Annotated in this window: 13 protein-coding genes and 1 pseudogene; 8 read left to right on the top strand and 6 right to left on the bottom strand. The window is 55.8% G+C overall.

Translation table 11 applies throughout. From position 1 onward, the window contains the following. The first annotated feature begins 509 nt into the window (after window positions 1-509). Together RAD15_RS37785 and RAD15_RS37790 are read left to right on the top strand one after the other, a co-directional pair. Window positions 510-6983: an amino acid adenylation domain-containing protein gene (locus tag RAD15_RS37785; RefSeq protein ID WP_458183799.1), complete on the top strand. Its 6474-nt coding sequence runs from the start codon at window positions 510-512 to the stop codon at window positions 6981-6983. Beyond that, window positions 6976-8403 carry an MATE family efflux transporter gene (locus tag RAD15_RS37790; protein WP_458183800.1) on the top strand — a complete coding sequence of 476 codons (1428 nt, stop codon included), beginning with the start codon at window positions 6976-6978 and terminating at the stop codon, window positions 8401-8403. Before RAD15_RS37785 ends, RAD15_RS37790 begins: the two co-directional genes overlap by 8 nt. 168 nt (window positions 8404-8571) lie before the next feature. On the opposite strand, the pseudogene RAD15_RS37795 reads toward RAD15_RS37790, so the two are convergent. From RAD15_RS37795 to RAD15_RS37815, 5 genes and pseudogenes are all read right to left on the bottom strand, one after another. After that, window positions 8572-8724, bottom strand: a pseudogene (locus RAD15_RS37795) (IS630 family transposase); the annotation flags it as partial. Between the two features lie 604 nt (window positions 8725-9328). After that, window positions 9329-11050 carry an outer membrane beta-barrel protein gene (locus tag RAD15_RS37800; protein ID WP_458183801.1) on the bottom strand — a complete coding sequence of 574 codons (1722 nt, stop codon included), beginning with the start codon at window positions 11048-11050 and terminating at the stop codon, window positions 9329-9331. A 502-nt stretch (window positions 11051-11552) separates the two neighbouring features. Further along, on the bottom strand, window positions 11553-13235 hold the full coding sequence (locus tag RAD15_RS37805; RefSeq protein WP_458183802.1) for an outer membrane beta-barrel protein: 1683 nt from the start codon (window positions 13233-13235) through the stop codon (window positions 11553-11555). Window positions 13236-13606: 371 nt separating this feature from the next. After that, entirely contained in the window at window positions 13607-14560 is a 954-nt protein-coding gene (locus RAD15_RS37810) for a class I SAM-dependent methyltransferase (protein ID WP_458183803.1), read from the bottom strand. Between the two features lie 8 nt (window positions 14561-14568). Then, window positions 14569-15921, bottom strand: coding sequence for a coproporphyrinogen-III oxidase family protein (locus tag RAD15_RS37815; RefSeq protein WP_458183804.1), 1353 nt, complete (start codon window positions 15919-15921; stop codon window positions 14569-14571). Between the two features lie 1169 nt (window positions 15922-17090). On the opposite strand from RAD15_RS37815, the gene RAD15_RS37820 reads away from it, so the two are divergent. The 6 genes from RAD15_RS37820 (at window position 17091) to RAD15_RS37845 (ending at window position 22449) form a co-directional block, all read left to right on the top strand. After that, on the top strand, window positions 17091-17708 hold the full coding sequence (locus RAD15_RS37820) for a hypothetical protein (RefSeq protein ID WP_458183805.1): 618 nt from the start codon (window positions 17091-17093) through the stop codon (window positions 17706-17708). 26 nt (window positions 17709-17734) lie between these two features. Continuing rightward, entirely contained in the window at window positions 17735-18136 is a 402-nt protein-coding gene (locus tag RAD15_RS37825; protein WP_458183806.1) for an SxtJ family membrane protein, read from the top strand. Between the two features lie 7 nt (window positions 18137-18143). Then, window positions 18144-18296 carry a DUF5989 family protein gene (locus RAD15_RS37830; RefSeq protein ID WP_270163034.1) on the top strand — a complete coding sequence of 51 codons (153 nt, stop codon included), beginning with the start codon at window positions 18144-18146 and terminating at the stop codon, window positions 18294-18296. A 3-nt stretch (window positions 18297-18299) separates the two neighbouring features. Then, the gene (locus RAD15_RS37835; RefSeq protein WP_458183807.1) at window positions 18300-20135 is read left to right on the top strand and encodes a carbamoyltransferase family protein; all 1836 of its coding nucleotides are present in this window, start codon (window positions 18300-18302) and stop codon (window positions 20133-20135) included. Between the two features lie 95 nt (window positions 20136-20230). Further along, window positions 20231-21238: an SGNH/GDSL hydrolase family protein gene (locus tag RAD15_RS37840; protein WP_458183808.1), complete on the top strand. Its 1008-nt coding sequence runs from the start codon at window positions 20231-20233 to the stop codon at window positions 21236-21238. Between the two features lie 26 nt (window positions 21239-21264). After that, window positions 21265-22449: an SGNH/GDSL hydrolase family protein gene (locus RAD15_RS37845; RefSeq protein ID WP_458183809.1), complete on the top strand. Its 1185-nt coding sequence runs from the start codon at window positions 21265-21267 to the stop codon at window positions 22447-22449. 36 nt (window positions 22450-22485) lie between these two features. Here the strand turns inward: RAD15_RS37845 and RAD15_RS37850 are convergent, their stop codons facing one another. Then, window positions 22486-22623: a hypothetical protein gene (locus tag RAD15_RS37850; protein ID WP_458183810.1), complete on the bottom strand. Its 138-nt coding sequence runs from the start codon at window positions 22621-22623 to the stop codon at window positions 22486-22488. Between the last annotated feature and the right edge of the window lie 131 nt (window positions 22624-22754).

The raw sequence follows: 22754 nt of genomic DNA on the forward strand, positions 1-22754 counted from the left end.
ATGTGGCGATCAGCTGCTCGAGCACCATCGGCTTGGCGGTGTTTGGCGACAAGATGTCCTTCGTCCGCCTTTGAGCGCTTGACGACTGCCCTCCAGCGGCTGTGAAAATGACGCAGGTCTCGTGGAAACGGTAACATGTGTCTGCATTGGTTCTTGCACAATCGATGTTACCGCTTGAGCGCCATAGGAATCCGCAGCCCGGCGAGGGCCAAGTCGGCTTTCATGAGGAGAGCACCAAACCAAAGTCCAAGCGCCCATTGGTTGCGGGTGCCATGCAGACTCACGCGTGTCGACTACAAGATCCGGTAGGTGCCAACGCCAATTTGGGGCCCTAGGCTGCGGCCGCGTTCCCCTGACGATCATCGAGGTAACAGTAGTGAACGCAAAGCACGGGAAGCTAAGAAGCGGACAAACCGGCACACTATGACCGGCCGATACCGGGGGCTACGCACTGCATACCCTCAATCAGGATCGTCGGTGTTCTGATTAAGGGCCCCAGAAGGCGATGAATGGGGACGCGTATGCCTAGCCGAAATCTATCCAACAAAAATCAGTTTGTGGAACCGATCGGGGCGATCACGGCGATCGATCGCCTTGCAAGATCGGATCCAGCGAGAATTGCGCTGAGAAGCGGCGCAGACGAACTCACCTACGAGGCGCTGGGACTAAGATCGGATGCCCTCGCAAGGAGGCTACGAGAGCATGGCGCTCGGGGCGCGGTCATCGGATATTGGGGTGAGCGCGGCTTCGACTGGGCGACGGCGGTGGTCGCAATTTTGAAGGCCGGATCAACCTACCTACCGCTCGATCCATCGTTACCGGCTCAACGCACGTCATTCGTAATTGAGCAGAGCCGCTGTGCTCTGATTATTGGCCCCGACCAGCAGCGTTCGCTCAGCCTGTTCCAGTCGAGCAGCAAAGGCACCACCCAGTTCATGCCGATAGAGGCGGCGCTGCGTGAGGGCCAGCCTTCGTCTTTCGTGCCATCATCGAGCGCGGATGAACTCGCCTACATTCTGTTTACGTCTGGTTCGACGGGCCAGCCTAAGGGCGCAATGATTGCGCATGCAGCCTTAAACAATCATTTGGCGGCAAAAATTGATGCCTTAGCCCTCACTCCTACGGATTGCATCGCGCAGACGGCATCGCATTGCTTTGACATCTCGCTGTGGCAACTTCTGGCAGGGCTTTGCGTCGGAGGCAGTATCGCGATCATTGATGATGCGACACTGAAATCGCCAGTATCTCTTCTTAAAGCAATTCAAGGGCACAGCGTGACGGTTGCTCAATTCGTTCCGTCAATGCTTGCAGTATTTGTTGAATATCTGCAGCCCCTTGCGGCGGCTGAGAGAGCCATGGAAAGTTTGCGGATTATCTCGACGGTTGGAGAACCTCTGACACCCGGACTGGCGCGCGCATGGCTTGCCTTATATCCGCAGGTCCCCATTCTCAACCACTACGGGCCCACCGAGTGCGCCGACGGCGTTACGCACAATCTGGTTTCAGTACCGCCCGCGGTGGCAGACACTTATGTTCCGATCGGCAAGCCGATTGCGAACCTTGAGGTCTATGTCACCGATGGATCTCGTCTGTGCGACACGGGAGAGGTCGGCGAAATCTGTGTGAGCGGCGTTGGTGTCGCTGCTGGTTACGTCAACGACGATGTTCGCACCAAGGATGCCTTTGGGCCAAACCCGTTCTCCAACAACCCGCGGTTCCGGCGCCTATACCGGACAGGTGATCTCGGGCGCGTCCGTTCCGATGGTCTCTTGGAATGCCTCGGTCGACGGGACCGTCAGGTCAAAATCCGTGGGCACAGAATTGAGCTGGGAGAAATAGAGGCCCGCCTCTGCGCTCATCATTCGGTACATGGCGCTGTCGCGGTCGCCTCCGTCTGCGCAGGCGTAAAACTTATGGCGCGCGACCTAACAAGCGCGGAGCGGGAAACTGGATCGAGACGGCTAATCGCATATGTGTCGGCTCCGGCTGAAGTGACGGAAGCCGAGCTTCAGAACTTTGTTGCCGAAACGCTTCCTACCTACATGCTGCCGGAAAGGATCATCCACGTCGGCGGTATTCCGCGGACTAGAAACGGAAAAGTCGATTTTGGAGCATTGCCGGACCCGAGCAGTGTTCGTCCTTTATTGCCGACGCCATTCGAGGGGCCGCGAACAGAGCTCGAAGCCCAGCTGTGGCAAATTTGGGCAGGCGTTCTGCGCATTGAGAATATTGGCGTGAATGACCAGTTCATAAGCCTCGGCGGCGACTCGCTCCGAGCAATGCTCATATTGGGTCAATTGCAGACCCAGCTCGGAGTGAGAACGGATTTCAGGCTGGTCCTGAATGGAACGATACGGTCTCTTGCGGCTTCGATCGCGTCCCGAGTCGAATCCAAACCGTGCACAGCCCCCGCGTACGGAAAGCTTGCGCAAGCACCTCTGACGAGAGTTCAGGAGCACCTATGGTTTCTTTCCCAGCTCGATCCGTCTGCCAGGAACTACATCATTCAAGGCGGCCTTCGAATAAGAGGCTTCATCGATCTGGCCGCATTCAACCGTGTCTGGACCGATGTCGTTCATTTCCATCAGGCACTCTCTGCACGATTTATCGACGAGGATGGTCCGGTTCAGCTTTTTGATGATCCGCAATGCGCAAATCTTGAGTTGACTGATGCATCTCATCTCACGGCACAGCAAGCCGAGGAGCTGATCACAGAGTTACGGAAAACAGAGCTGAGCGGCACCTTTGATCTCAGCCAGGGCCATCTGTTTCGCGCGCGCATGATCCGTTTTCGCCCTGACCACCATCTGGTACTGATCACCGCTCATGAAATTATTATCGATGCCTGGTCGATCTCTGTTCTGCTCAGAGACCTCCGACAAAGATACCTGGATGCCGCGGCGTCTTTGCCAAAGAACCGCGCCTCCCTTTCGACCTACGCGGTTTGGGAAAAGCAGCACGCGACCCCAGAGGCGATGGCCAACCAACGCAGCTATTGGCGCCGTCAGATTGGTGATGATCCGCCGGTGCTTTCGCTTGGAACAGGACAAGCGCGACCGCGGGAAAATTCTCACCGCGGTGCCTCGCATGCGGTGCTGCTAGGAAGCGAGCTCTCCAATCAGGTACGGGAGTTTGCGCGCCGAAATAGATGCACAACGTCGACAACGCTCCTTGCGTGCCTCAAGCTACTGCTACGGATGTACAGCGGTCAGGACGATGTAATCGTCGGCATACCGCACGTCGTACGGGATCAACCCGGCAGTGCCGACATTGTCGGCTTTTTCCTGAATATGCTGCCGATCCGTTCCGCGATCGATGTCGGTCAGTCCTTTGCGGTTCATGCCCTGCGCGTCCAGGGCCTGGTCAGCGATGCCATCGCAAATTCGGCATATCCGTTCGGCTGGATGGTAAAGGATAGCCGACTATATCGCGAAGCGGAACGATCGCCGATCTTCCAGGTCATGTTCAACATGTACTCCGAGGCCGCGGAGCCACCGGATCAGCATGAATTCGATCTGACATTCCGCGAATACGACACCGGCTACGTAAAATTCGATCTGACCTTGTACGCACAAGATCAGGGCGATGAAATCGCCCTCCAGCTAGCTTATGCCGAAGACATCCTTTCCAGCGATCTCATCGTCCGTATGGCTGATAATCTGCGCCGTCTGATTGCGGCCTGCGTTGAGAATCCACTTGCGCCAGTTAAGGATCTGAGCTGTCTCAGCGGGGCGGATGTCGTTATGCTGGACTCGCTGGACGGCTCGGCGCAGTCATACGCGGCTGAATGTCCACTTGTCGAAGCCTTCGAGCAAATCAGTGCCACTCATCGCAGCCAAGTGGCATATTTGGGTGATTTCGGTGAGATCACGTTCGGCGATCTGCGTGAGCGCGTAACAGCAATCAGGTCCTTACTGGAGGCGTCTGAGGTGGGGGCTGGCGATAGGGTCGCCATGCTGGTCGACCGGTCGCCTGACGTGGCCGCTGTTATTCTTGCGGCACGAGCCTTGCAATCCATCGTTGTCCCCATATCGCCGGATTATCCGCGTGATCGGATGGACCATATCCTGCGAGATAGTCGGGCAAAGCTTTTGGTTCACGCAAGTACCACTGACCTTGGTTTTGACCTGCCGTCGATTTGTCTGTTGACCCTAGAAGGGTGCGGCACGCTCGCGCACAAGTCTGAGTGCGGCGACAAACCATCAGATCAGGGAATTGCGAGCCTTATATACACGTCGTCCTCGACCGGGAAGGCGAAGGGGGTTCTCATACCGGAGCCGGCAATTCTTAATCGACTGAACTGGATGTGGCGAACCGCTCCGTTCGAGAGCACCGACGTGATGGTTGTCCAGAAGTCCGCATCACTTGTTGCGTCCGCTTGGGAATACTTCGGTGGACTTCTAAGAGGTGTGCCTGCGCTGATCCTGACCCGTAGGCAGTTGCTGGATCCAGATCTGCTGTTGAGCACGTTGGCGGAACGTCGCGCGACACACTTATTTGCCTCGCCGCCACTCCTGAGCGGCCTCATTGCCTCCCAAGAGCGGCAGCCAAGATCCACTTCCTTGCGGTTCGTCACGAGCAGCGCTGAACCGATGTCATCTTCGCTCCCAGTTCGCTGGCGTACGCATTTCCCGGACGTGCCGTTGTGGAACTTCTATGGTGCTACGGAATGTGCGTCCAACGCCGCAGTCTACAAAACGTCGGATGCCGACGACGGCGTGTCGCTCGTCCCCGTTGGGCGCCCAATCGATAACGTCAAACTCTACGTGCTCGATGCCGCGTTGAAGAGAGTCCCTGTCGGAGCCGCCGGTGAGCTCTGCATCGCGGGGCGCTGCGTAAGCGCTGGGTACTGGAGGGATCAAGAGCGGACAACACGTTGCTTCGTGCCAAATCCTTATGGTGACGGACAGTACAGCGTCCTTTATCGAAGCGGCGATATTGCCCGCATCTCAACCAGCGGCCTTCTCGAGATTTGCGGCCGATCGGACAATCAGATCAAGGTACGGGGGTATCGGATTGAGCTGGAGGAGGTGGAAAAGGCTCTTGAGTCTCATCCCGCAATTACAAAGGCCGCGGTCGCTGCAGATGGCATGGTTGGCGATCGTCGTTTGATCGCCAGCGTGATTCCCGCGCGCGACAGTCTAAGCTCGGAAGAGATTGTCACCCATCTTAAGCACTCATTGCCGTCCTACATGATTCCCGCCGCCTTCCGTTTTGTTGACACTATCCCCCTCACGACAAGCGGAAAGATAGATCGTGCCGGCTTGTCGTCCGTTCCTTACCGCGAGGTCGGGCCTGCTCCATCTGCCGAGCCCAGCACGCGGAAGGAGCGTATTCTTGCTGGGATCTGGCAAGATCTATTGGGCATCGAGCGGGTCGGAATTGATCAGGTGTTCTTTGATGTCGGTGGAGATTCTCTTCTAAGCGTGCGCTGCGTCACGTTGGCGCGCAAAGCCGGGCTGAATCTTACTGTTGACCAACTCTATCGAACGCCGACAATTAGGGAATTGGCGGCAGATGGAGCGACGATTGCACTCCATACCGCCCCTTCCGTGGACGGGGCGTTGCCGATTACCCCCGCAATCGCATCTTGGAAGCCTCTTGTCGGCTTCGATGAGCACTACAACATAGGCGATCTGTTCTTCCTGCCCGGCGGGATGCTGGATATCCGGCTGCTGGAGCGCGCCCTTGCTCATGTCATGGATAGGCACGAAGGCCTCAGGCTCCGTATCGCCCGAACCGACGATGGTCTACGTCTGACGATCGCAGCTTCCGTGGCCGAACGTCTCGTCGAGGAGATCAATCTTGGCGGAATGACCAGCCTGCGGCAGCGTAAGGCAATCGAGAGCATCTCAGCAAGACGTCAACATATGTTTCGTTTTGACGGCCAGACGCCTCTTGTTAACGTCACGGTGTTCCGCACATCGGAAGGCGGCGATTACTATCTGCTGGTCTTGATGCATCATTTTGTAGCGGACGGGATAGGCTATCGACTGTTCCTTGAAGCAGTGGATGCGGCCTACGACGCTCTTGGCTCAGGCCACGCCGTAAGCGGCCCCGAGACCATGCAAATGCTCTCTCCATGGTTGAAGCGCCTTGAGCAGTACGCGAACAGCGAGGCGCCAGCCGAACTCGAATACTGGGAGAGGATCGACTACGATCAGTTCAATTTGCATGTCAGCCCCACGCCGGCGGGTAGCGCGAGCTTTTCGCAAGTGACCGCAAGAGAGCTTCACTATGCACGCCTTGAAGGTCGCGCGGATGACGCGAATTGCCGAGTCCTTTGGGAAGATCAGGCCAAGCACCATCTGGAGATTGGCAAAGAAGCGACAGCTGATCTGCTCAATATCGCAGCCAGATCGACGCATTGTAAGGACATCGACGTATTTCTTGCCGCGATATCCGGGGCCTGTGGGCGTGTTTTCGGCAACTATTCGCTCTGGATTGATAGCCTTACCTCGACCCGAGGTCGGCTGTTTGAAGATATCGATCCATCGCAGATCATTGGCCATATCAGCGAGCTCGTTCCGCTTTCCTTGAGTCTCGCCGGAACGGAGGCTCGTCCCGATCGTGCTCGTTCAATAAACCGCCAGCGCAACGCCCTGCCGCGCAGGGGAGTAGGATTTCGGGTTTTGAAATTTGTAAACCGAGATCCAGCCGTGCGAAGCCGGATCGATCGTCTGCCCTTACCTAAAATCGGACTGAATTATCGAGCGGGTTTGCAGCACCATTTTCCGCGCCGCCTCCTAGCCCAGGACCCGTCTCCAATCTGGATCGGCGAAGACATGGATGAAGCCGCCGCGAGCCACCTCTTCTGGTTCGACGTCGGATATCAAGCCGGCCGTCTACAGATTGAAACAAGGTATGATCCAACCCAGATCGGTTATGAGGTGACCCATAACCTTTGCACGGTGTTGCAACAGGAGCTGTTGCTGACGATCAGCGAATTCGGAAGAGCCGGCGACACCGTCATCCATGAATGAGCCGGATGCGGAAGTAGCGGTCGAGTGCGATCGAGATGTAATGGCAAAGAAGGCGCAGAACATCGATCTATCGGATCCCAATCTGGCGAGCCTTATCCTGCGGCTCGCAATTCCGTCTATTGTTGGCCTATCGATCAACGCGGTACAGCAGGCCGTCAATGCGATCTTTGTTGGTGCACTTGGTGCGCAGGCGATCGCAGCTGTCAGCATGACCTTGCCTGTCGTGGTCCTGCTGACGGCAGTCGGTCAGGGAATCGGTGTTGGAACAGCCTCGTTCATATCTCGCCATCTTGGTGCTGGTGAGTACCTGGAGGCAAGTAGGGGCGCGAGTACCGCACTGGCCCTGGCCGCTCCGATTGGTATCATGTTTACGGTTCTCTTACTGCTAAACTTGCGACGGATCTTCGTAACGCTCGGGGCAACTCCAACCATCATGCCCGTGGCGCTCGACTATGCGGCGACGCTATTGTTCGGGTACACCCTGATGCTTCTAAACATCGTCAACGGCTTCATCGTTAGAGCCGAGGGCAACACACGTTTCAGCATGTGGACGATGCTTACCGCCTTCATACTGAACGCGGTGCTCGATCCGGCCTTCATCTTCGTACTGAACCTCGGTGTGCGAGGCGCAGCCCTCGCAACGCTGGTATCTCAGATCGCTGCCATTAGCCTCTATATCGCGCATTTTTCGAAGCTAGGCGGGATAGTCCTCGTCAAGATTTCTTACGTCTCATTGCAAACAAGTCGCATCAGACAGATCGCGTTCATAGGTGCGCCAGCCACCATGACCGGCATTTTGTCTGCCATTGCCTCCATGCTCTTGTACGGAGCTGCTGCGCCGTTCGGAGACGACTGCATCGCCGCCATGGGAATAGCTGTGCGATTGCTGACGATCGGCGCACTGCCTGTCACCGGCTTTTGTATGGGCTCTCAAGCTGTCCTGGGTTTCGGTTGGGGCGCGCACGATCTTCCCCGCGTATGGAAGACCGCAAAGCTCATGCTGTCCATGACTGTCGCGCTTTCGGTTGCGTATTCTGCGGCCGTTGTGAGTTTTGCCCAACCGTTGGTCAAACTGTTCAGCGACAACGAGAACGTCACGGAAATTGCCGTCTTAGCCTGTATCGTTTTCCATCTCTTTTTTTGGCTTTTTGGTATTGAGAGTTTCGTGACGACGATGCTTCAGTCGTTCGGGAGAGCACGCCTCAGCGTGATTGTGTCCTTGGCGAGGCACGGCTATTTCTTCATACCGGCCGTACTGGTGTTGCCAGTCATATCGGGTTTCAACGGACTGTTGGCCAGTCAAGCAATCGCTGAGCTGGGTGCTGGAATGATTGCAATGATTGTCATGTTCCAGCAGTTTTCTGAGCTCAGACGAGCACTCGGGCGGCCTACTTCAAGAGGGATCGATATCGCGGGTTGACCTGACCACGGACATGATCGCGGTCCGGAGCATTGAGCCTACAGAACTGTGGAGGTGGTGCTTTCCAAGAAGTAACGCACGTAGTGTGCAAGAGCCATGCAGCTATAGTGCCATTTCTCGGCCTGTTCACTTGCGGTGCTCGTGCGGCTGAGCTTCGCCAGGGTTGTGTCCGGGACGCGGCTCTTCGCTCATCGCCCGCTCCATATTGCCTTCCGCGAAGCAGCCCTTGGTCCGCTACACGGTTGAACCGCTCACGCCAGCACTCGCGGCGATCTCCTCGTCGCCCGGCTCGGCATCAGCGGCCAGCAGAACCTGTACACGTGAACAAGGTCCATCAGGCCATCACCTCGGGGGCGAGCTCGGAAGACTAGGTGTGGCTACATCTCGAATGAAATGGAGACCGAGCACGGGGTGATCTGAGTCTGAGGCGTCGGCGAAGACAGCGTCAAGGCGTTCACGGACTTCACAATCGAAAACCTGATCGAGCTGATCAGGTTCTACAAAGAAAGTCGTGGACCGCTCGTCCAGTGACTCTGCGGCCTGCGCCGAATGGATACGCGCCAGGCGTTGAAGGTAACGCTTAAGCGGACCGATACTCCAGGCAACACCGCGAGATGAGCCCTCAATCGCTACGAATTGGCTGGCTGTGGCAGACGGATCGAACCTGAAAATGGCAGGACTGCGTCAGACGTTCCACCTTGCAGAGGGTTAGTGACGTCCGAAGTGCGGCGGGCGCTCTGACATCAAACGATGGTTTGGACGGCTCCTGGCCTTTACCTTCAGTAATCGATTGCAAACTTTCGGGCTTGAACAGCCCGAAAGTGCGCAGCTTGATTCTCGGTTTCGCCCGACTCTAGCCCCACGATCCGCGATTTCGTCATCTATAGTCGCGGCTTCGGAAGCTTAGAGCAGCGAGCGACCAGTTTCAATCAAACTTGTAGGAGGCCTGCAGAAATGTGCCCCATCTTTCCATGCGATAGTTCGCAGGATTAGGTGCTGCGGTGACAGGAGAACTGTCCTCCGTCTCGGAACGGGTGTCGAGTTCCTTACTATGTCTTGAAGTCCACATAGCCCAATACCGGGCGCCGACGCCGACGCTGAAATTGTTGGTGAGGAAATAAGACAGGACTCCTTCGACCTGCACACCACCGCCACCGCTCCCGCGCTGATTCTCGAAAGTCGTCAATGGGCGCCTCAGATGGTTGTCGCGCCCCTGGAAATCTGTCCAGGGTAGGTAGGCAACATCGGCGCTGACGCGCCAACGGTCGAGCAACACGGTCTCAGCGCTGAGGCCGATTCGCAGCGCATTCCAATCAGTGTCCTGGCTGCCCACGACCACCTTACCGCCGACTGCTTGATGGCACGGCGGCGAGGAGGCGACCTGCGCGCATCCTGTCGTGTCAGATTTCTGGCCGTAATAGGTCCAGCCCATAAACCCGCCAACCTTGAAGGCGGTCTCGCGCAAGAAATCGTAGCCCGCATCGGCCGTGTAGTACGTGAACCTTCCGTTCGTCTGGCCCGATGTCGTGTTGGAATAGGCGAAGGTGTCAGCACCCCAATCTTCATCGTTCGTATTGCCGTTATTGAAGCGCCCGATCCCAATATTGCCCTTCAGAAAGATCCCCCACGGGCTGTCCACGCGTTCGAACAACTCACCGGAGATCCCATCCAGATTGTGATACGTGATCCTTGATTCGAGATCGCTCCCTGTGACTTCGCCCCCGTGATTCCATTGAAACCTTCCGCGACTCAGCCAGAATCGTGTGCCGCTTTCCAGCGACCATCCCTGAGTAAAGGCAAACGGCAGCGCGCTGACGGGCGGCGTCGCCGCCTGTAGCGGCGTATCGAACCATCCCGGCGTCCGCGGGCCGGCGCCGAAATGGTAGTTCAGAGCAATTGTGCCGATGTGATAGCTGCTGGACAGGTGGGTGATGTTGGCAGGGACCGTTGCCAACGGAAGCTGTACAGTCGGAGGGGTTGCCACACCGGGTCCGCCAAACCACAAATAGTCGTACTCAAGTCCAACGGACCATGCAGGCGTGAGCGCTTGCTCAACGCCGGCACCGATTGCGCCGCCGAACCGACCGTACTCGAAATGAGTGGCATTCTGTGACGCCAAGCCATCGGGGTGGTCTTCGCTACGAAATTCGTCGTTGTTGACGACATCGCCCTGATTGTGTTGCCAGGCCACACCTCCCTTGAGATAAGCCAGCGTATGGCCCTGCGAACCAAACGCATAACCCAGGCGACCGGTCCCGGTGACAAAGACGTTCGGACTCGCATTGCAGGTTGCGCTCACAACAGATCCGGAGACGGCAAGACAGGTATTCGTGCCGTCGGACGCGGCGCCACTGGCATCCACTTCAACGCCAATGACCCAGTTGGCCTTCTGCCAATTGTAGCCGATCTGGCCTCCTAGCAGAAACACTGGGGTATCGACGATATCCCCATAGATTGACGGACCATACGGATCACTGAATGATGTCCGGCCGTAGCCGCCGCCAACGTGCGCGCCAAAATATCCACCGGTCCAGCTCCACAGGACCGGTGGGACTTTTACTGCCGGCTTAAGATCTGCCGAATTGACCGCACCGCTTGCAACGAGCGCAATTGTTGCTGCACCCCAAGAGAGAACTCCAGGTCGCATCTCACCTCACGAAACACAACGCGCGCGCCATCTTGCAACCAAGCCCGAATGGCCGACGTTGTTGGCGCCGCCTCCACGCCGTCTAAGGTCTGCAGGATCTAGGCCAGTGCACACGACGCGTACTGCCTGCGGTTTTTCGTTGGCGATGTCGTCTTCTCCTCTCAAGGATGGCGGATTTGAAGCGCGATGCGTCTGATGACGGACATAAAACGCGTGCCGCATGCTCGGCGATTCCGAATTGAATACGTCACCGCTCTCTTGCGAATTGGTTCGTCTCAAGGTCGGCGGGCGCTCTGACAACAAAGATCGATTGGAATAACGCAGCACCGCCCCAACGGCGGCCTGGCCGTCACCTTCAGTAAATCAGTGCAAGCTTGCGGGCTTGAAAGGCCCGAAAGCTTGCAGCTTTATTCTTGGTCTCCACCTGCATCGAATCCTGGGATCCGCGATTTCGTCATGTATAGTCGCGGCTTCCGTAGCTTAGAGCGGCGAGCGAGCAGTTTCAGTCAAACCTGTAGGAGGCCTGCAGGAACGTACCCCATCGCTCCATGCGATAGTTCGCAGGAAAGGCCCCCTCGGCAACAGGAGAGCTCCCCTCCTTTTGGGCTTTATTGGGGAGTATCTCGCTATGTTTTGGAGTCCACATGGCCCAATAACGGGCGCCGACGCCGAGGCTGAAATTATCGGTGATGAGATAAGACAGGATCCCTTCGACCTGCACACCACTGCCACCGCTCCCGCGTTGATCGCTGAAGAACGTCAAATCCCGCAACAGATGGTTGTCACGGCCCTGGAAGTCTGTCCAGGGCAGGTAAGCAACATCGGCGCTCACGCGCCAACGGTCGAGCAACATGGTTTCAGCACTCAGACCGACGCGCAGCGCATTCCAATCAGTGTCCTGACTGCCGATGACCATCTTTCCGCCGACTGCTTGATAGCATGGCGGCGAGGACGCGATCTGCGCGCATCCTGTCGTGTCAGATTTCTGTCCGTAGTAGGTCCAGCCCATAAACCCACCCACCTTGAAGGTGGTGCCGCGCAAGAAATCGTAGCCCGCGTCGGCCGTGTAGTACATGAACCTTCCGTTCGTCTGGCCCGATGTCGTGTTGGAATAGGCGAAGTCAGCGCCCCAATCTTCATCGTTCATGGTTCCGTTGTTGAAGCGGCCGAAGCCGATATTGCCCTTCAGGAATATCCCCCACGGGCTGTTCACGCGTTCGAACAACTCACCGGAGATCCCATCCAGTTTGTGATAGGTGAGCCTTGATACGAGCTCGCTCCCGGCGCCCCATTGAAACCTTCCTCGGCTCAGCCATAACCGTGTGCCGCTTTCCAACGACCAACCCCGAGTGAAGGCAATCGGCGACGCGCTGACAGTCGGCCTTGCCCCGTATGGCGGCGTATCAAACCAGCCCGGCGTCCTTGGATCGGCATCGAAATGATAATTCAGAGCAATTTTGCCGATATGATAGCTGCTGGACGGGTGGGTGATGTTGGCTGGGACCGTTGCCAACGGAAGCCGTGCGGTCGGAGGGGTTGCCACACTTGGTCCACCAAACCACAGATAATCGTACTCAAGTCCAATGGACCATGCAGGCGTGATCGCCTGCTCGACGCCGGCGCCGATTGTGCCACCGACCCGACCGTACTCGAAATGAGTTGCATTCTGTGGCGCCCAGCTAAATTCGCGGTTGTTGACGACATCGCCCTGATTGTGTTGCCAGGCCACACCTCCCTTGAGATAAGCCAGCGTATGTCCCTGCGAGCCAAACGCATAACCCAGGCGACCGGTGCCGGTGACAAAAAGGTTTGGGCTCGCATTGCAGTTTGCGCTTACAATTGATCCAGAGGCGGCAAGACAGGTATTTGCACCGTCTGACGCGGCGCCACTGGCATCCACCTCAACGCCAAAGACCCAGCGGTCCTTCTGCCAATTGTAGCCGATCTGGCCGCCCAGCAGGAACACTGGGGTATCAACGACGTCTCCGTAGAGTGACGGACCATACGGATCACTGAATGATGTCTGGCCGTAGCCCCCGCCAACGTGTGCGCCGAAATATCCTCCGGTCCAGCTCCAGCGCACCGGTGGGACTTTTACTGCCGGCTTAAGATCTGCCGAATTGACCGCTCCGCTTGCAACGAGCGCTGCTGTTGCGGCACCCCAAGAAAGAACTCCAGATCGCATCTCACCTCACGAAACACAACGCGCGCGCCAGCTTGGAACGAGGCCCGAATGGCCGATGTTGTTGGCGCCGCTTCCACGCTTCTTGTAGTGTGCAGGATCGAGGCCAGCAGACGCGATGCACACCGCCTGCGGTTTTCGCTGGCGATGTCGTCTTCTCCTCTCAAGGATGGCGGATTTGAAACGCGATGAGTCTGATGACGGACACAAAGCGCGCGCCGCATGCTCGGCGATTTGAATACGTCACCGCTCTCTTGCGAAATAGTTCATCTCTTGCTCCAGCGGCCTCGCAAGCTTGCAATTATTGTTCTTGCTGGAAGGGCAATGCGAACCCTCAGCAGCCAAGGCGGCTAGTGAAAACTTACGCTCGAGGATCACGCATCTCGAATGATTAAACGCTTCGGGGGTGTAAAGTATCGATACTTGCCGGCGAGCGTGCCGTTAACGAACTGCAAGCCGTGACTGCCATAAATCATATCCTCACGCACGTATCCGTCGGATATGGCTTCTTGATTGTTGCCTCCAACTGTCTTCTGAGCGATTGTCATCATCTTCCCGCCTGACGGCCGACCAAACATTTCAATTGCAGCAGCGCGTTGTGTGCCGAGTTTCAAGTTATCAAACTGTTTGGCCGGGATTACTCCGGCTGCCTTAATGGGCTCAGCTCTCATTCGCGAGAGATTTTCAGATCCAATTGGCTTACGAGCCACAACTTTCTCGATGCAGTGAGAATGAATTGGAATGCCGGGGTGCGAGTCCCATTTAATGTAATGATCGGACCGCAAGATCTCCCAGCCGCCTTGCGCATAGATCGCCGCAAGCTCTCCACGCGAGAACGATTTCTTGTGACCGCATGCCAAACTCTCTTCAGGGATAGGGTGATCTGCTTGATCAAGCGTGTTGGTGAAGCAGTGGAACCCTCCAGGCCGTGTCCGATCCATCAATTCCGTCACGAGCGGCCTCCAGATGGCCCGTTCGGTGAAATGCAACACGCAGTGCGCTATAAAGACGTCGAGGTAAGCAGGCGACTGGAATGTTTCAACAGGAGCGACAGCGCTCGTTATGTTCACGCCCAGAGCGCCTGCGAGCCGATTCAGTTTGGAGATAGCGGCTTCAGATATATCGCTTGCGACGACATGATGACCAAGCTGGGCCAAATAGAGGACGTTGCGTCCCTCGCCGCAACCGAGCTCGACAATCACACTCTTGGCGCGCAGAGCCGGGGTTATCTCGAAGATTTCGGGACTCGGACCACCCATACACGACACGTCGTGGTCAGCGTAGCCCGAATCCCACCAAAAGGGTGAGTCATTCGCCATCTTTTGCATGCCGGACCTTACGCTGCCTGATATTGCTGCTCGAGGGCCGCCATCCTGGCGGAGTAAAACATCCGAGCCATGATGCTAGAGTACTTAAACCCCGTTCGCGTCAGTTGATAAGCGTCACCCTCTGCCAAATTCACGAGTTGCAAAGATTCAAGCGCCTCGAGTTCTTCGCCAAAATCAGCCGCGAGCGCTCGTCCGAATTCTGCAGCGTAATTACTTCTGCTCAAAGCTGACAACGTGAGGCCAAGCAGAACGTAACGACACCGAAGATCTTCCTGCGTCAGCCTGATTCCGTGCGAGGCTATCGCGTCGGGATCGAAGGGGCGAGCCGAGAAGGCGTTGATGATGGGCGAAGCCGCACTCGAGGCTACGGCGTAGTCCGTGCTACAATGATATTGGCCAAAATAGCTTCTGGCGCCGGCCCCCAGTCCTAGCAGGGGCGTTCCCTTAAAATCCGACACCTCCTGCCGGTAGGCATGATCGCCAGCAATCCTGGTGAAGCGTGTGAAGGATTCCTGGCGGTAACCTTTGGACGCCATAAGTGCAACGTTCTGATCGTAGACCTCATACGTTTCCGCCTCAGAGAGGAACAGTTCAGGATTGTGCGCCTTCGAGATAGTGATGCTCGTCATCGGACGAACAACAACGGGATACAGAGAGAGTGTCTGCGGCTCATAGTCGAGCACCCGGCCAAGCGAAGAGATCAAAGAGTCACGGGTTTGGCCACGCAAGCCGTAGATCAGATCAAGATTGACGTGAGAGAAACGCGCGATAAGGGCGTTGATTGCCGATTTTGCAGTCTGGAGCGAATATGGCCTGCCAGAGTGCGCAAGCTCGCCGGGCTCCATGCTTTGGATACCCATGCTCATTCGGTCGACGCCAAGTGCCTTCAGGCAATCCAGGAGGTTGTTGTCGAAAGAGTCTGGCGTGCTCTCGACCGTCGTCTCACATCGCGGGCTTCGTTTTGGAAAGGCTGCATCGAGGGCGGCGAAAAGCGCGCCGAATTGATGCTGCGTCAGAAGAGTTGGAGTGCCGCCGCCGAAATAGATACTCACAACCTCCCGATCTCCGAAGTATTCTCCATATCGAGCGATGTGCTCCACCAGTCGAGCAACGTAAGACTCCCCGGTCTCTCCTCCATGGCGCGTTGTAAGAAAGAGCGTGCAATAGGTGCAGCGATAGCGACAGAACGGAATATGGATATAGATGTTGATTTGCTTTGAGCGATCGGCCTGCTCAACGACATCGTTTATGCGAAGTGGCTGGGAAAAAGCCCGATATGCTCGCTTCGAAGGATAGCCGTAGACATAGGTTGGCAGCGCGTTGTTGGCTATGTTTGTCCGAAGAAAGTCCAGACGATCCATGACTTAACCCGTTGATTGCCAAAGCAGATGAACGCCTGAACGCCGTCTTCTCGAACGCCCTGGAAGCTGCTAATCCGCATTCATGATGGCGTTTGCGCCACTTATGTTCTTCAGATCCAACCGTGCGGCTTAGGTGCAAGACCAAACGTGTGCATATATGGCTACAGCGGCTGCTACACCAATCCGTCAACTGCGCCCACAAACGGTCAAAGGCCACCTTCGAAGTTGGGATCGCCTTTTTCAGGAGTTAGTTCGGTCACACCATAGGGTGGCATATCGATCTTCATTGTTAGCTCCTTCTCAAATGCGAAGATCAGTAAGTGAGGCCGGTTGGCTGCTCCTGCCGCCGCGCAATGAGCGAAACTCAAGAGTCGTGCCAATTCCGCAAGACAGGCCCCCAAAAAAAGTCGTTCTGTATTATGTTCGGCAGATTAACTGCGAGCGCAGCGGCGCGTCGGCCGAACATCACTGTCGTGGACGCGACGCGATCGGATCCACTTGACCTCAGGATTAAGCACCTAGGCACTCCGGCCACCCGACGTAGCGGATCATGTTCGATTACCCGAGAATTTCCGTCGTTCTCAGGCTACCGCCTTGAGATATTGAGTGCGGTAGGTCCAGGGCGGTAGCTGGTCGACGCGATTTGGCCGTCCGGTCATGATACCCATCAGTACATCGATGAACCAGGCGACAGGATTGGCGCCGAGCGCCTCAGGTTAAGCGGTCGTCTTTGTTAATCGCTCTTAAGGACAGCAGTCGATTCCGCGTCCCGCCCCCTAGGGGGGCGCGATGCCGACGCTCCTGCGGCCGCTTTTGCTGGATGAGAAGCTGAGGCGTCCGTCTTGTCCATTCACATTCGAGCTTTATCGGGCGACCTCGATCCGAACGAATCGATTTTGCAATCGCGAAGCCGGTGCTGTTCTGGTGAGCGCGCGCTGGTGACTGTCATCACTACCAGCAAACGCAGGCTCTTGTTGATGTCCGACGTTGTCGGGTTTGTAACAGCGGTCTGCGGCTAGGTCGGGATTACAACAATGTTCGGAGAGGCCGCTCGCGCGCACTATCTGCTTTCAAACGCACGGATTTGTCTCCCTGACGCAGTCTTGGCACGATCATTGCCAAACCTTGGCCGAGCGCCGTCAACGCCAACAGGGAACTCCGAGGGGAGCATGCGTACCGTCACCACTCGCAAGGTCGCAGACATCACGGGCTGCGCTAAGCAACCTATCCGCAATAAGCTGCTTATCGAGCAAGCGCTGAAGGTCGACCCGAAGAAGACAGCGAAGAGGCGCGCTTGGCATGTCCGCTTCACTCGCATGCGCGTGAACGAGCCAGGCGGCAGCCCTAGGTTCATCCGCTGCAGGGACGCTGGGCAGTGCGACCTCTCAAAAGAGTTCGCAGCGGTATTCAGAACACTGCATCGTGTGGATGCACTAACGAGGGCTTTGTTGAAGAACGCTCTGCTGACGATTGGTTTCGGATTTCATCGTTCTCTGTCCGCGACATTCGCGTCCAAGCGATTGGTCAGGACATGGTTCGGGACCGATCCATTGAATTGGCGCTCTGTCGCGCCTCTCGTCAACATTATCCATATCCTCAGGGTGGCGGCGTTGTGGCAACCGGTCGATGATCTCGCGCGGTATCTACCTGTCACAGCGATTCTGCAGCCATCCAACACAGGCTGGCTCTACGCGGAGACGAACGGAACCGTCGCGAGAGCAGTCGCCCCTGGAATGATGTCGTCCGGACGTCTGGCTCAGATCGCCACAGCGCGGCCATTCTTGTGAGTCGGCTACGTAGCAGGGAGCATAGCATGAGAGTGCCGGCCAAACTGCCGTCCAATCGACGCTTCGGCCTGACATTTTGCGCCGTATTTCTTGCGTTGGGCGCATGCGCGGCCATCAAGGGAAAAATCGCTGCCGCTTACGTGTCACTCTTTGCTGTTGGTGTCACATTCGGCAGCATAGCATTGACCGTCCCGCGAATTCTCGCGCCGCCCAACCTACTCTGGTTCTACTTCGGCGAGCTGCTTGGACAGATAGTCAGCCCGCTGGTTCTGGGCATCATCTATTTCGGGCTTCTAGTACCGATCGCCTTCATCGCTCGCTTGCTCGGGCGCGATGAGCTTCATTTGAAGCGACGAGCGGTCGCAAGTTACTGGATCAATCGTAACCCGCCAGGTCCGACAGCTCAGTCCTTCACACACCAGTTCTGAGGCGCATATGTTTCTCTTCATCAAGGAACTCTGGGCTTTCATGCGTGTTCGCAAAAAGATGTGGCTCGGCCCCCCAATTCTTCTCATGGTTGTCATAGCCGCTTTGCTGGTTCTGGCGCAAGGCTCTGTCATGGCGCCATTCGTTTACACGCTGTTTTGACCAGTGAATATCCTGGGTATCTCAGCTTACTACCATGACTCTGCCGCTTGTCTCGTCTCAGATGGCGAACTGGTAGCTGCCGCGCAGGAAGAGCGCTTTACGCGGAAAAAACACGATCCAGGCTTTCCTGCCGGTGCCGCTCGTTACTGTCTCGGCGCTGCAGGACTATGTCCAGCCGACGTCGACTATGTCGTCTTCTACGACAAACCCTTTAGCAAATTCGAGCGGATATTTGAAACCTATCTAGCTTTCGCGCCAAAGGGATTTAAGAGTTTCACAACGTCGATGCCGGTTTGGCTAAAGGACAAGCTGTTTCAAAGAACGTTGATTGCTGAGGCCCTGAAAGAGCACCTCGGGAATGATGTTGATTGGTCGAGGCGACTCCGCTTTTCAGAGCACCATCTTAGTCACGCAGCGTCGGCGTTCTTCCCGTCGCCATTTCACGAAGCCGCAGTGTTGACGATGGATGGTGTCGGAGAGTGGACGACAACCTCGCTTGCGATCGGCAAGGGAAAGGACCTATCAGTCTACAAGGAGATTCACTTTCCGCATTCGCTTGGCTTGTTGTACTCAGCGTTCACTTACTACATCGGCTTCAAGGTGAACTCCGGTGAGTACAAGGTAATGGGACTGGCGCCCTACGGCGAGCCAAAGTATGTGCATCTGATAAAGGAGCATCTGATCAACCTCAAGGAGGATGGGTCATTCCACCTCGACATGAGCTTCTTTGACTACTGTACCGGACTAACAATGACCAACGGTCGCTTCGAGACGCTATTCGGTGGTCCGGCCAGACGCCCGGAAAGTGGGTTGACGCAGAGGGAGATGGATCTAGCGGCCTCCATTCAGGCCGTTACCGAGGAGGTCGTCCTAAGGCTTGCAAAAGGAATCCGGACCACAACCGGCCAGAGAAACCTCTGCCTCGCAGGAGGAGTGGCGCTCAATAGCGTTGCGAACGGAAAGCTCATGCGGGAAAAGCTCTTCGACAACATCTGGATTCAGCCGGCTTCTGGCGACGCTGGCGGCGCAGTGGGCGCAGCACTCGCTGCCTACCATCTCATGCTTGAGAAGCCCAGGAGCATCCATGCGGGCGACAGCATGCACGGCGCGTACCTCGGACCGGAGTTCAGTCAGCGCGAGATTGAAGAGCGTCTAGGAAAGGCCGGCGCGGTATTCACGGCCGAATTCGATGAAGCACTGATTGACAATGTCGCACATGCTCTCGTCGACGGTAAGGCGGTTGGGTGGATGCAGGGTCGGATGGAGTTCGGCCCGCGTGCGCTCGGCGGACGTTCCATCATTGCTGATCCCCGCTCACCGACCGTCCAGAAGCAGCTAAATCTCAAGGTGAAGTATCGCGAGTCGTTCCGCCCATTTGCGCCGAGTGTTTTGCGAGAGGAGGTGTCGCAATGGTTTCAGCTTCATTCCGACAGCCCCTATATGCTCCTTGTGGCCGACGTGCTGAGCACGAAGCAGTTGCCGATGTCAGAAAAGCAAAAGCAGCTTTTCGGCATCGATAAGTTGAACGTCGTGCGCTCGGAAATCCCGGCTGTCACACACGTAGACTACTCCGCGCGCGTGCAGACTGTGCACAGCACGACCAATCCGCGGTTTCACAGGCTGATATCGAAGTTCAAGGAACTAACCGGATGCCCCGTTGTCGTGAACACCTCATTCAACGTGCGAGGAGAACCGATCGTTTGCACTCCAGAGGACGCGTTCCGCTGTTTCATGGGAACAGAAATCGAAGTGCTGGCCGTCGGCAATTCGCTCTTACGGAAGGAAGACCAGAGCAGATCGTTGATGAAGGACTATCGTAGTTGCTATGAACTTGATTAGAAAGCGAGGCCTTCAGGCTGTGCGCCAGGCAGCGGTCGTGATTTCTATTTCCTGTACGAACGATTTCGGCGCGCATTTCGAGGAAGACCATCCACATGGATGTCAAAACAAAAAAAGCAATCTTCGGAATGCTTTCAATAGCGACTAGCCTGATTATGGTTGCCGCCCTACTGGAATTCTATGTGCGTTTAACGCAGGCAGACGGCACCAATTTCGACATCGAAATGTGGCGTTACGCCAAAGACCTGAAAGTGGTTAGCGAGATACCCGGTGCAGGGCACGAACACACCCCTGGAAAGGGTGGGGTTTACATGGGGGTCCCCATAACGATCAACTCAGCAGGCTGGCGCGATCGCGAACATTCCATGGCGAAAGAGAATGGCACTGTTCGGATCATGATGCTTGGCGACTCCTTGACGTTTGGATGGGGCGCAAGACCGGAAGACGTCACATCATACCGATTGGAAAGACTGCTGAACGCGAAGGAAAAAAAATTCGAGGTCATAAATACTGGGATTGGAAATGCGAACACAGCTATGGAAGCAACGTACTTCATGAAGAAGGCGTACGTATACAAGCCTGACATCGTCGTACTGAACTATTTTATCAATGACGCAGAGCCCACACCGCGAAGAACGGAGAATTTCTTTCTAGAGCACTTCTATTCAGCAGTATTCATCGCGGGTCGTTTCGATGTCCTTATGCGAACATACTTCGGCAAGGCTGATTGGCGGCACTATTACCGCGGTCTCTACCAAGAGAATGAACCCGGCTGGTTGAGCGCGCAGGGTGCGTTGAAAGAACTTGCGAGCTATTGCAAGGCTCGAAACATCAAATTGATTGTAGTTAACTACCCGGACCTGCACGAGCTGTCCCCCTACCCATTTCAAGATATAACGAGTCTCGTAGCCTCCAAGGTGAAAGCTCTCGATATACCATTTCTGGACCTTCTTCCGGCTGTGGAAAATCAAGCCCCACAATCCCTCTGGGTCACGAAGACAGACTCCCACCCAAACGGTAAAGCGGCCGGACTCTACGCGGACTCAATTGCGAGAGTCCTAGTGACCCAAATTCCGGAAGACTTTCGAGGGTCTGTAAATTGAAAGAATTATCTTCCACGGAGAACCCTATGGGAGCAGATGATGCACTGCTGAGAACATCCGTTGCGAGGACGAGGGTCATGCGCTTGACGGCCCTATTGAATGAAATATGGGTCATCCTTGGTGTTGCCCTTCTTTTCCTGACGATTCTGGAAGTATCGCTGACCTCTTACTACGAGAGAGCTGACAAGAGAGAACGTCAAGGTGCCACCAAGGCTGCAGCCAATTCTGGAGTATATGCGAACGCCGACCTCGCGGAAGAGTACTTCAAAGAACTCACCGATGCTAAGCATCGGACGTGGGCTCCATATACGCAAACACGCGAAGCGGACTACAGAGGGAAGTTTATTAATGTAAACGACGGCACCAGAAGAACTTGGGATTCCGAGGCAATCAACGATGATAGGAGTACCAGGTTAAAAATATTCTTTTTTGGCGGGTCGACTTTGTGGGGGCTTGGATCTAGCGACGACCTCACCATTCCCTCACTTGTCGCCAAAATGTTAGCCGAAAATGGAATCGGCGCCAAAGTCACAAATTATGCAGTCATTGGGGATGTAACTACCCAAAGCTTGATTCGCTTCGTTATCGAATTGAGAAAGCGGAATGTTCCTGATTTGGTGGTCTTTTACGGCGGATCGGTTGAGGCTTTCTCCGCTTGTTATGAAGGAGAACCGGGCGTTCCGCTTGGCAACTCAAACCTCGAAAAAATATCTCCTAAAAAGGAGGCAAAAGCGCGCATAAGTATAAGGTTAGAAAACTTCGCGCTGATAAGACTGCTCACCGGCAAAACACAGCTCGCGGGCTGCTCGAAAAAATTGGACGTGCTGTCCGACGGAGCTCTGGATGTCTATCTAGGGAATGTTCGGTTTATAGAGGCTATTTCAAGGAGCTTATCCTTTAAAACATTATTCTACCTTGAGCCCCAGTTGGCCGATAAGACGCACAGGACAAAATATGAAGAGGATCAGCTTTTAAAATCAGAGAAACGGTTTCCAGGAAAAAACGATCTTTACTCTCTGATGAGAAGCAAGTTGGTCAAGAGAGAAGATGAGAGTTTGGAGCAAAAAGTGATTCATGACTTACGTACGATCTTTTCCGATGTTGCCAGCCCAATTTACATGGACGGAGGGCATTATGGCGAGGAGGGGAATGAGCGGATATCTCGTAGGATCGCAGCCGACATATTGGCACTATATGCTCCCGTGAAGTGAACAACAGAGCTGGTCCCGGTTGTCTGAACAGAGTTTTCAGCGCACCGCTCCGCGCTCATGGCCAAGAACAGCCGCTGGCACCACGGCATCCAGCACCGCCGGCGCAACCTGTACTTCTTCCGCCTGCTGCTTCTCGCAACTGACGTCGCCAACCGACAACTGCTGCGGCGACATGCTTCCCGTAAACCTCGTTGCCAGCTGCAAATCGAATTGTTCCGTTTCTCACTGTCGCGATCTCTTCGCACACTGTGAATTGGGCGATTCAAATCCGAAACATCTCGGAGTTTCCTCAGTATCGGCGCGCC

The sequence above is a fragment of the Bradyrhizobium sp. 14AA genome (genome assembly GCF_054185205.1).

Coding starts and splice junctions, on each gene's coding strand:
- RAD15_RS37830 (WP_270163034.1), top strand. CDS start 18,144: ATGTTTCTCTTCATCAAGGAACTCTGGGCTTTCATGCGTGTTCGCAAA.
- RAD15_RS37845 (WP_458183809.1), top strand. CDS start 21,265: ATGGGAGCAGATGATGCACTGCTGAGAACATCCGTTGCGAGGACGAGG.
- RAD15_RS37800 (WP_458183801.1), bottom strand. CDS start 11,050: ATGCGACCTGGAGTTCTCTCTTGGGGTGCAGCAACAATTGCGCTCGTT.
- RAD15_RS37825 (WP_458183806.1), top strand. CDS start 17,735: ATGAGAGTGCCGGCCAAACTGCCGTCCAATCGACGCTTCGGCCTGACA.
- RAD15_RS37815 (WP_458183804.1), bottom strand. CDS start 15,921: ATGGATCGTCTGGACTTTCTTCGGACAAACATAGCCAACAACGCGCTG.
- RAD15_RS37850 (WP_458183810.1), bottom strand. CDS start 22,623: ATGTCGCCGCAGCAGTTGTCGGTTGGCGACGTCAGTTGCGAGAAGCAG.
- RAD15_RS37790 (WP_458183800.1), top strand. CDS start 6,976: ATGAATGAGCCGGATGCGGAAGTAGCGGTCGAGTGCGATCGAGATGTA.
- RAD15_RS37785 (WP_458183799.1), top strand. CDS start 510: ATGGGGACGCGTATGCCTAGCCGAAATCTATCCAACAAAAATCAGTTT.
- RAD15_RS37840 (WP_458183808.1), top strand. CDS start 20,231: ATGGATGTCAAAACAAAAAAAGCAATCTTCGGAATGCTTTCAATAGCG.
- RAD15_RS37805 (WP_458183802.1), bottom strand. CDS start 13,235: ATGCGATCTGGAGTTCTTTCTTGGGGTGCCGCAACAGCAGCGCTCGTT.
- RAD15_RS37810 (WP_458183803.1), bottom strand. CDS start 14,560: ATGCAAAAGATGGCGAATGACTCACCCTTTTGGTGGGATTCGGGCTAC.
- RAD15_RS37820 (WP_458183805.1), top strand. CDS start 17,091: ATGCGTACCGTCACCACTCGCAAGGTCGCAGACATCACGGGCTGCGCT.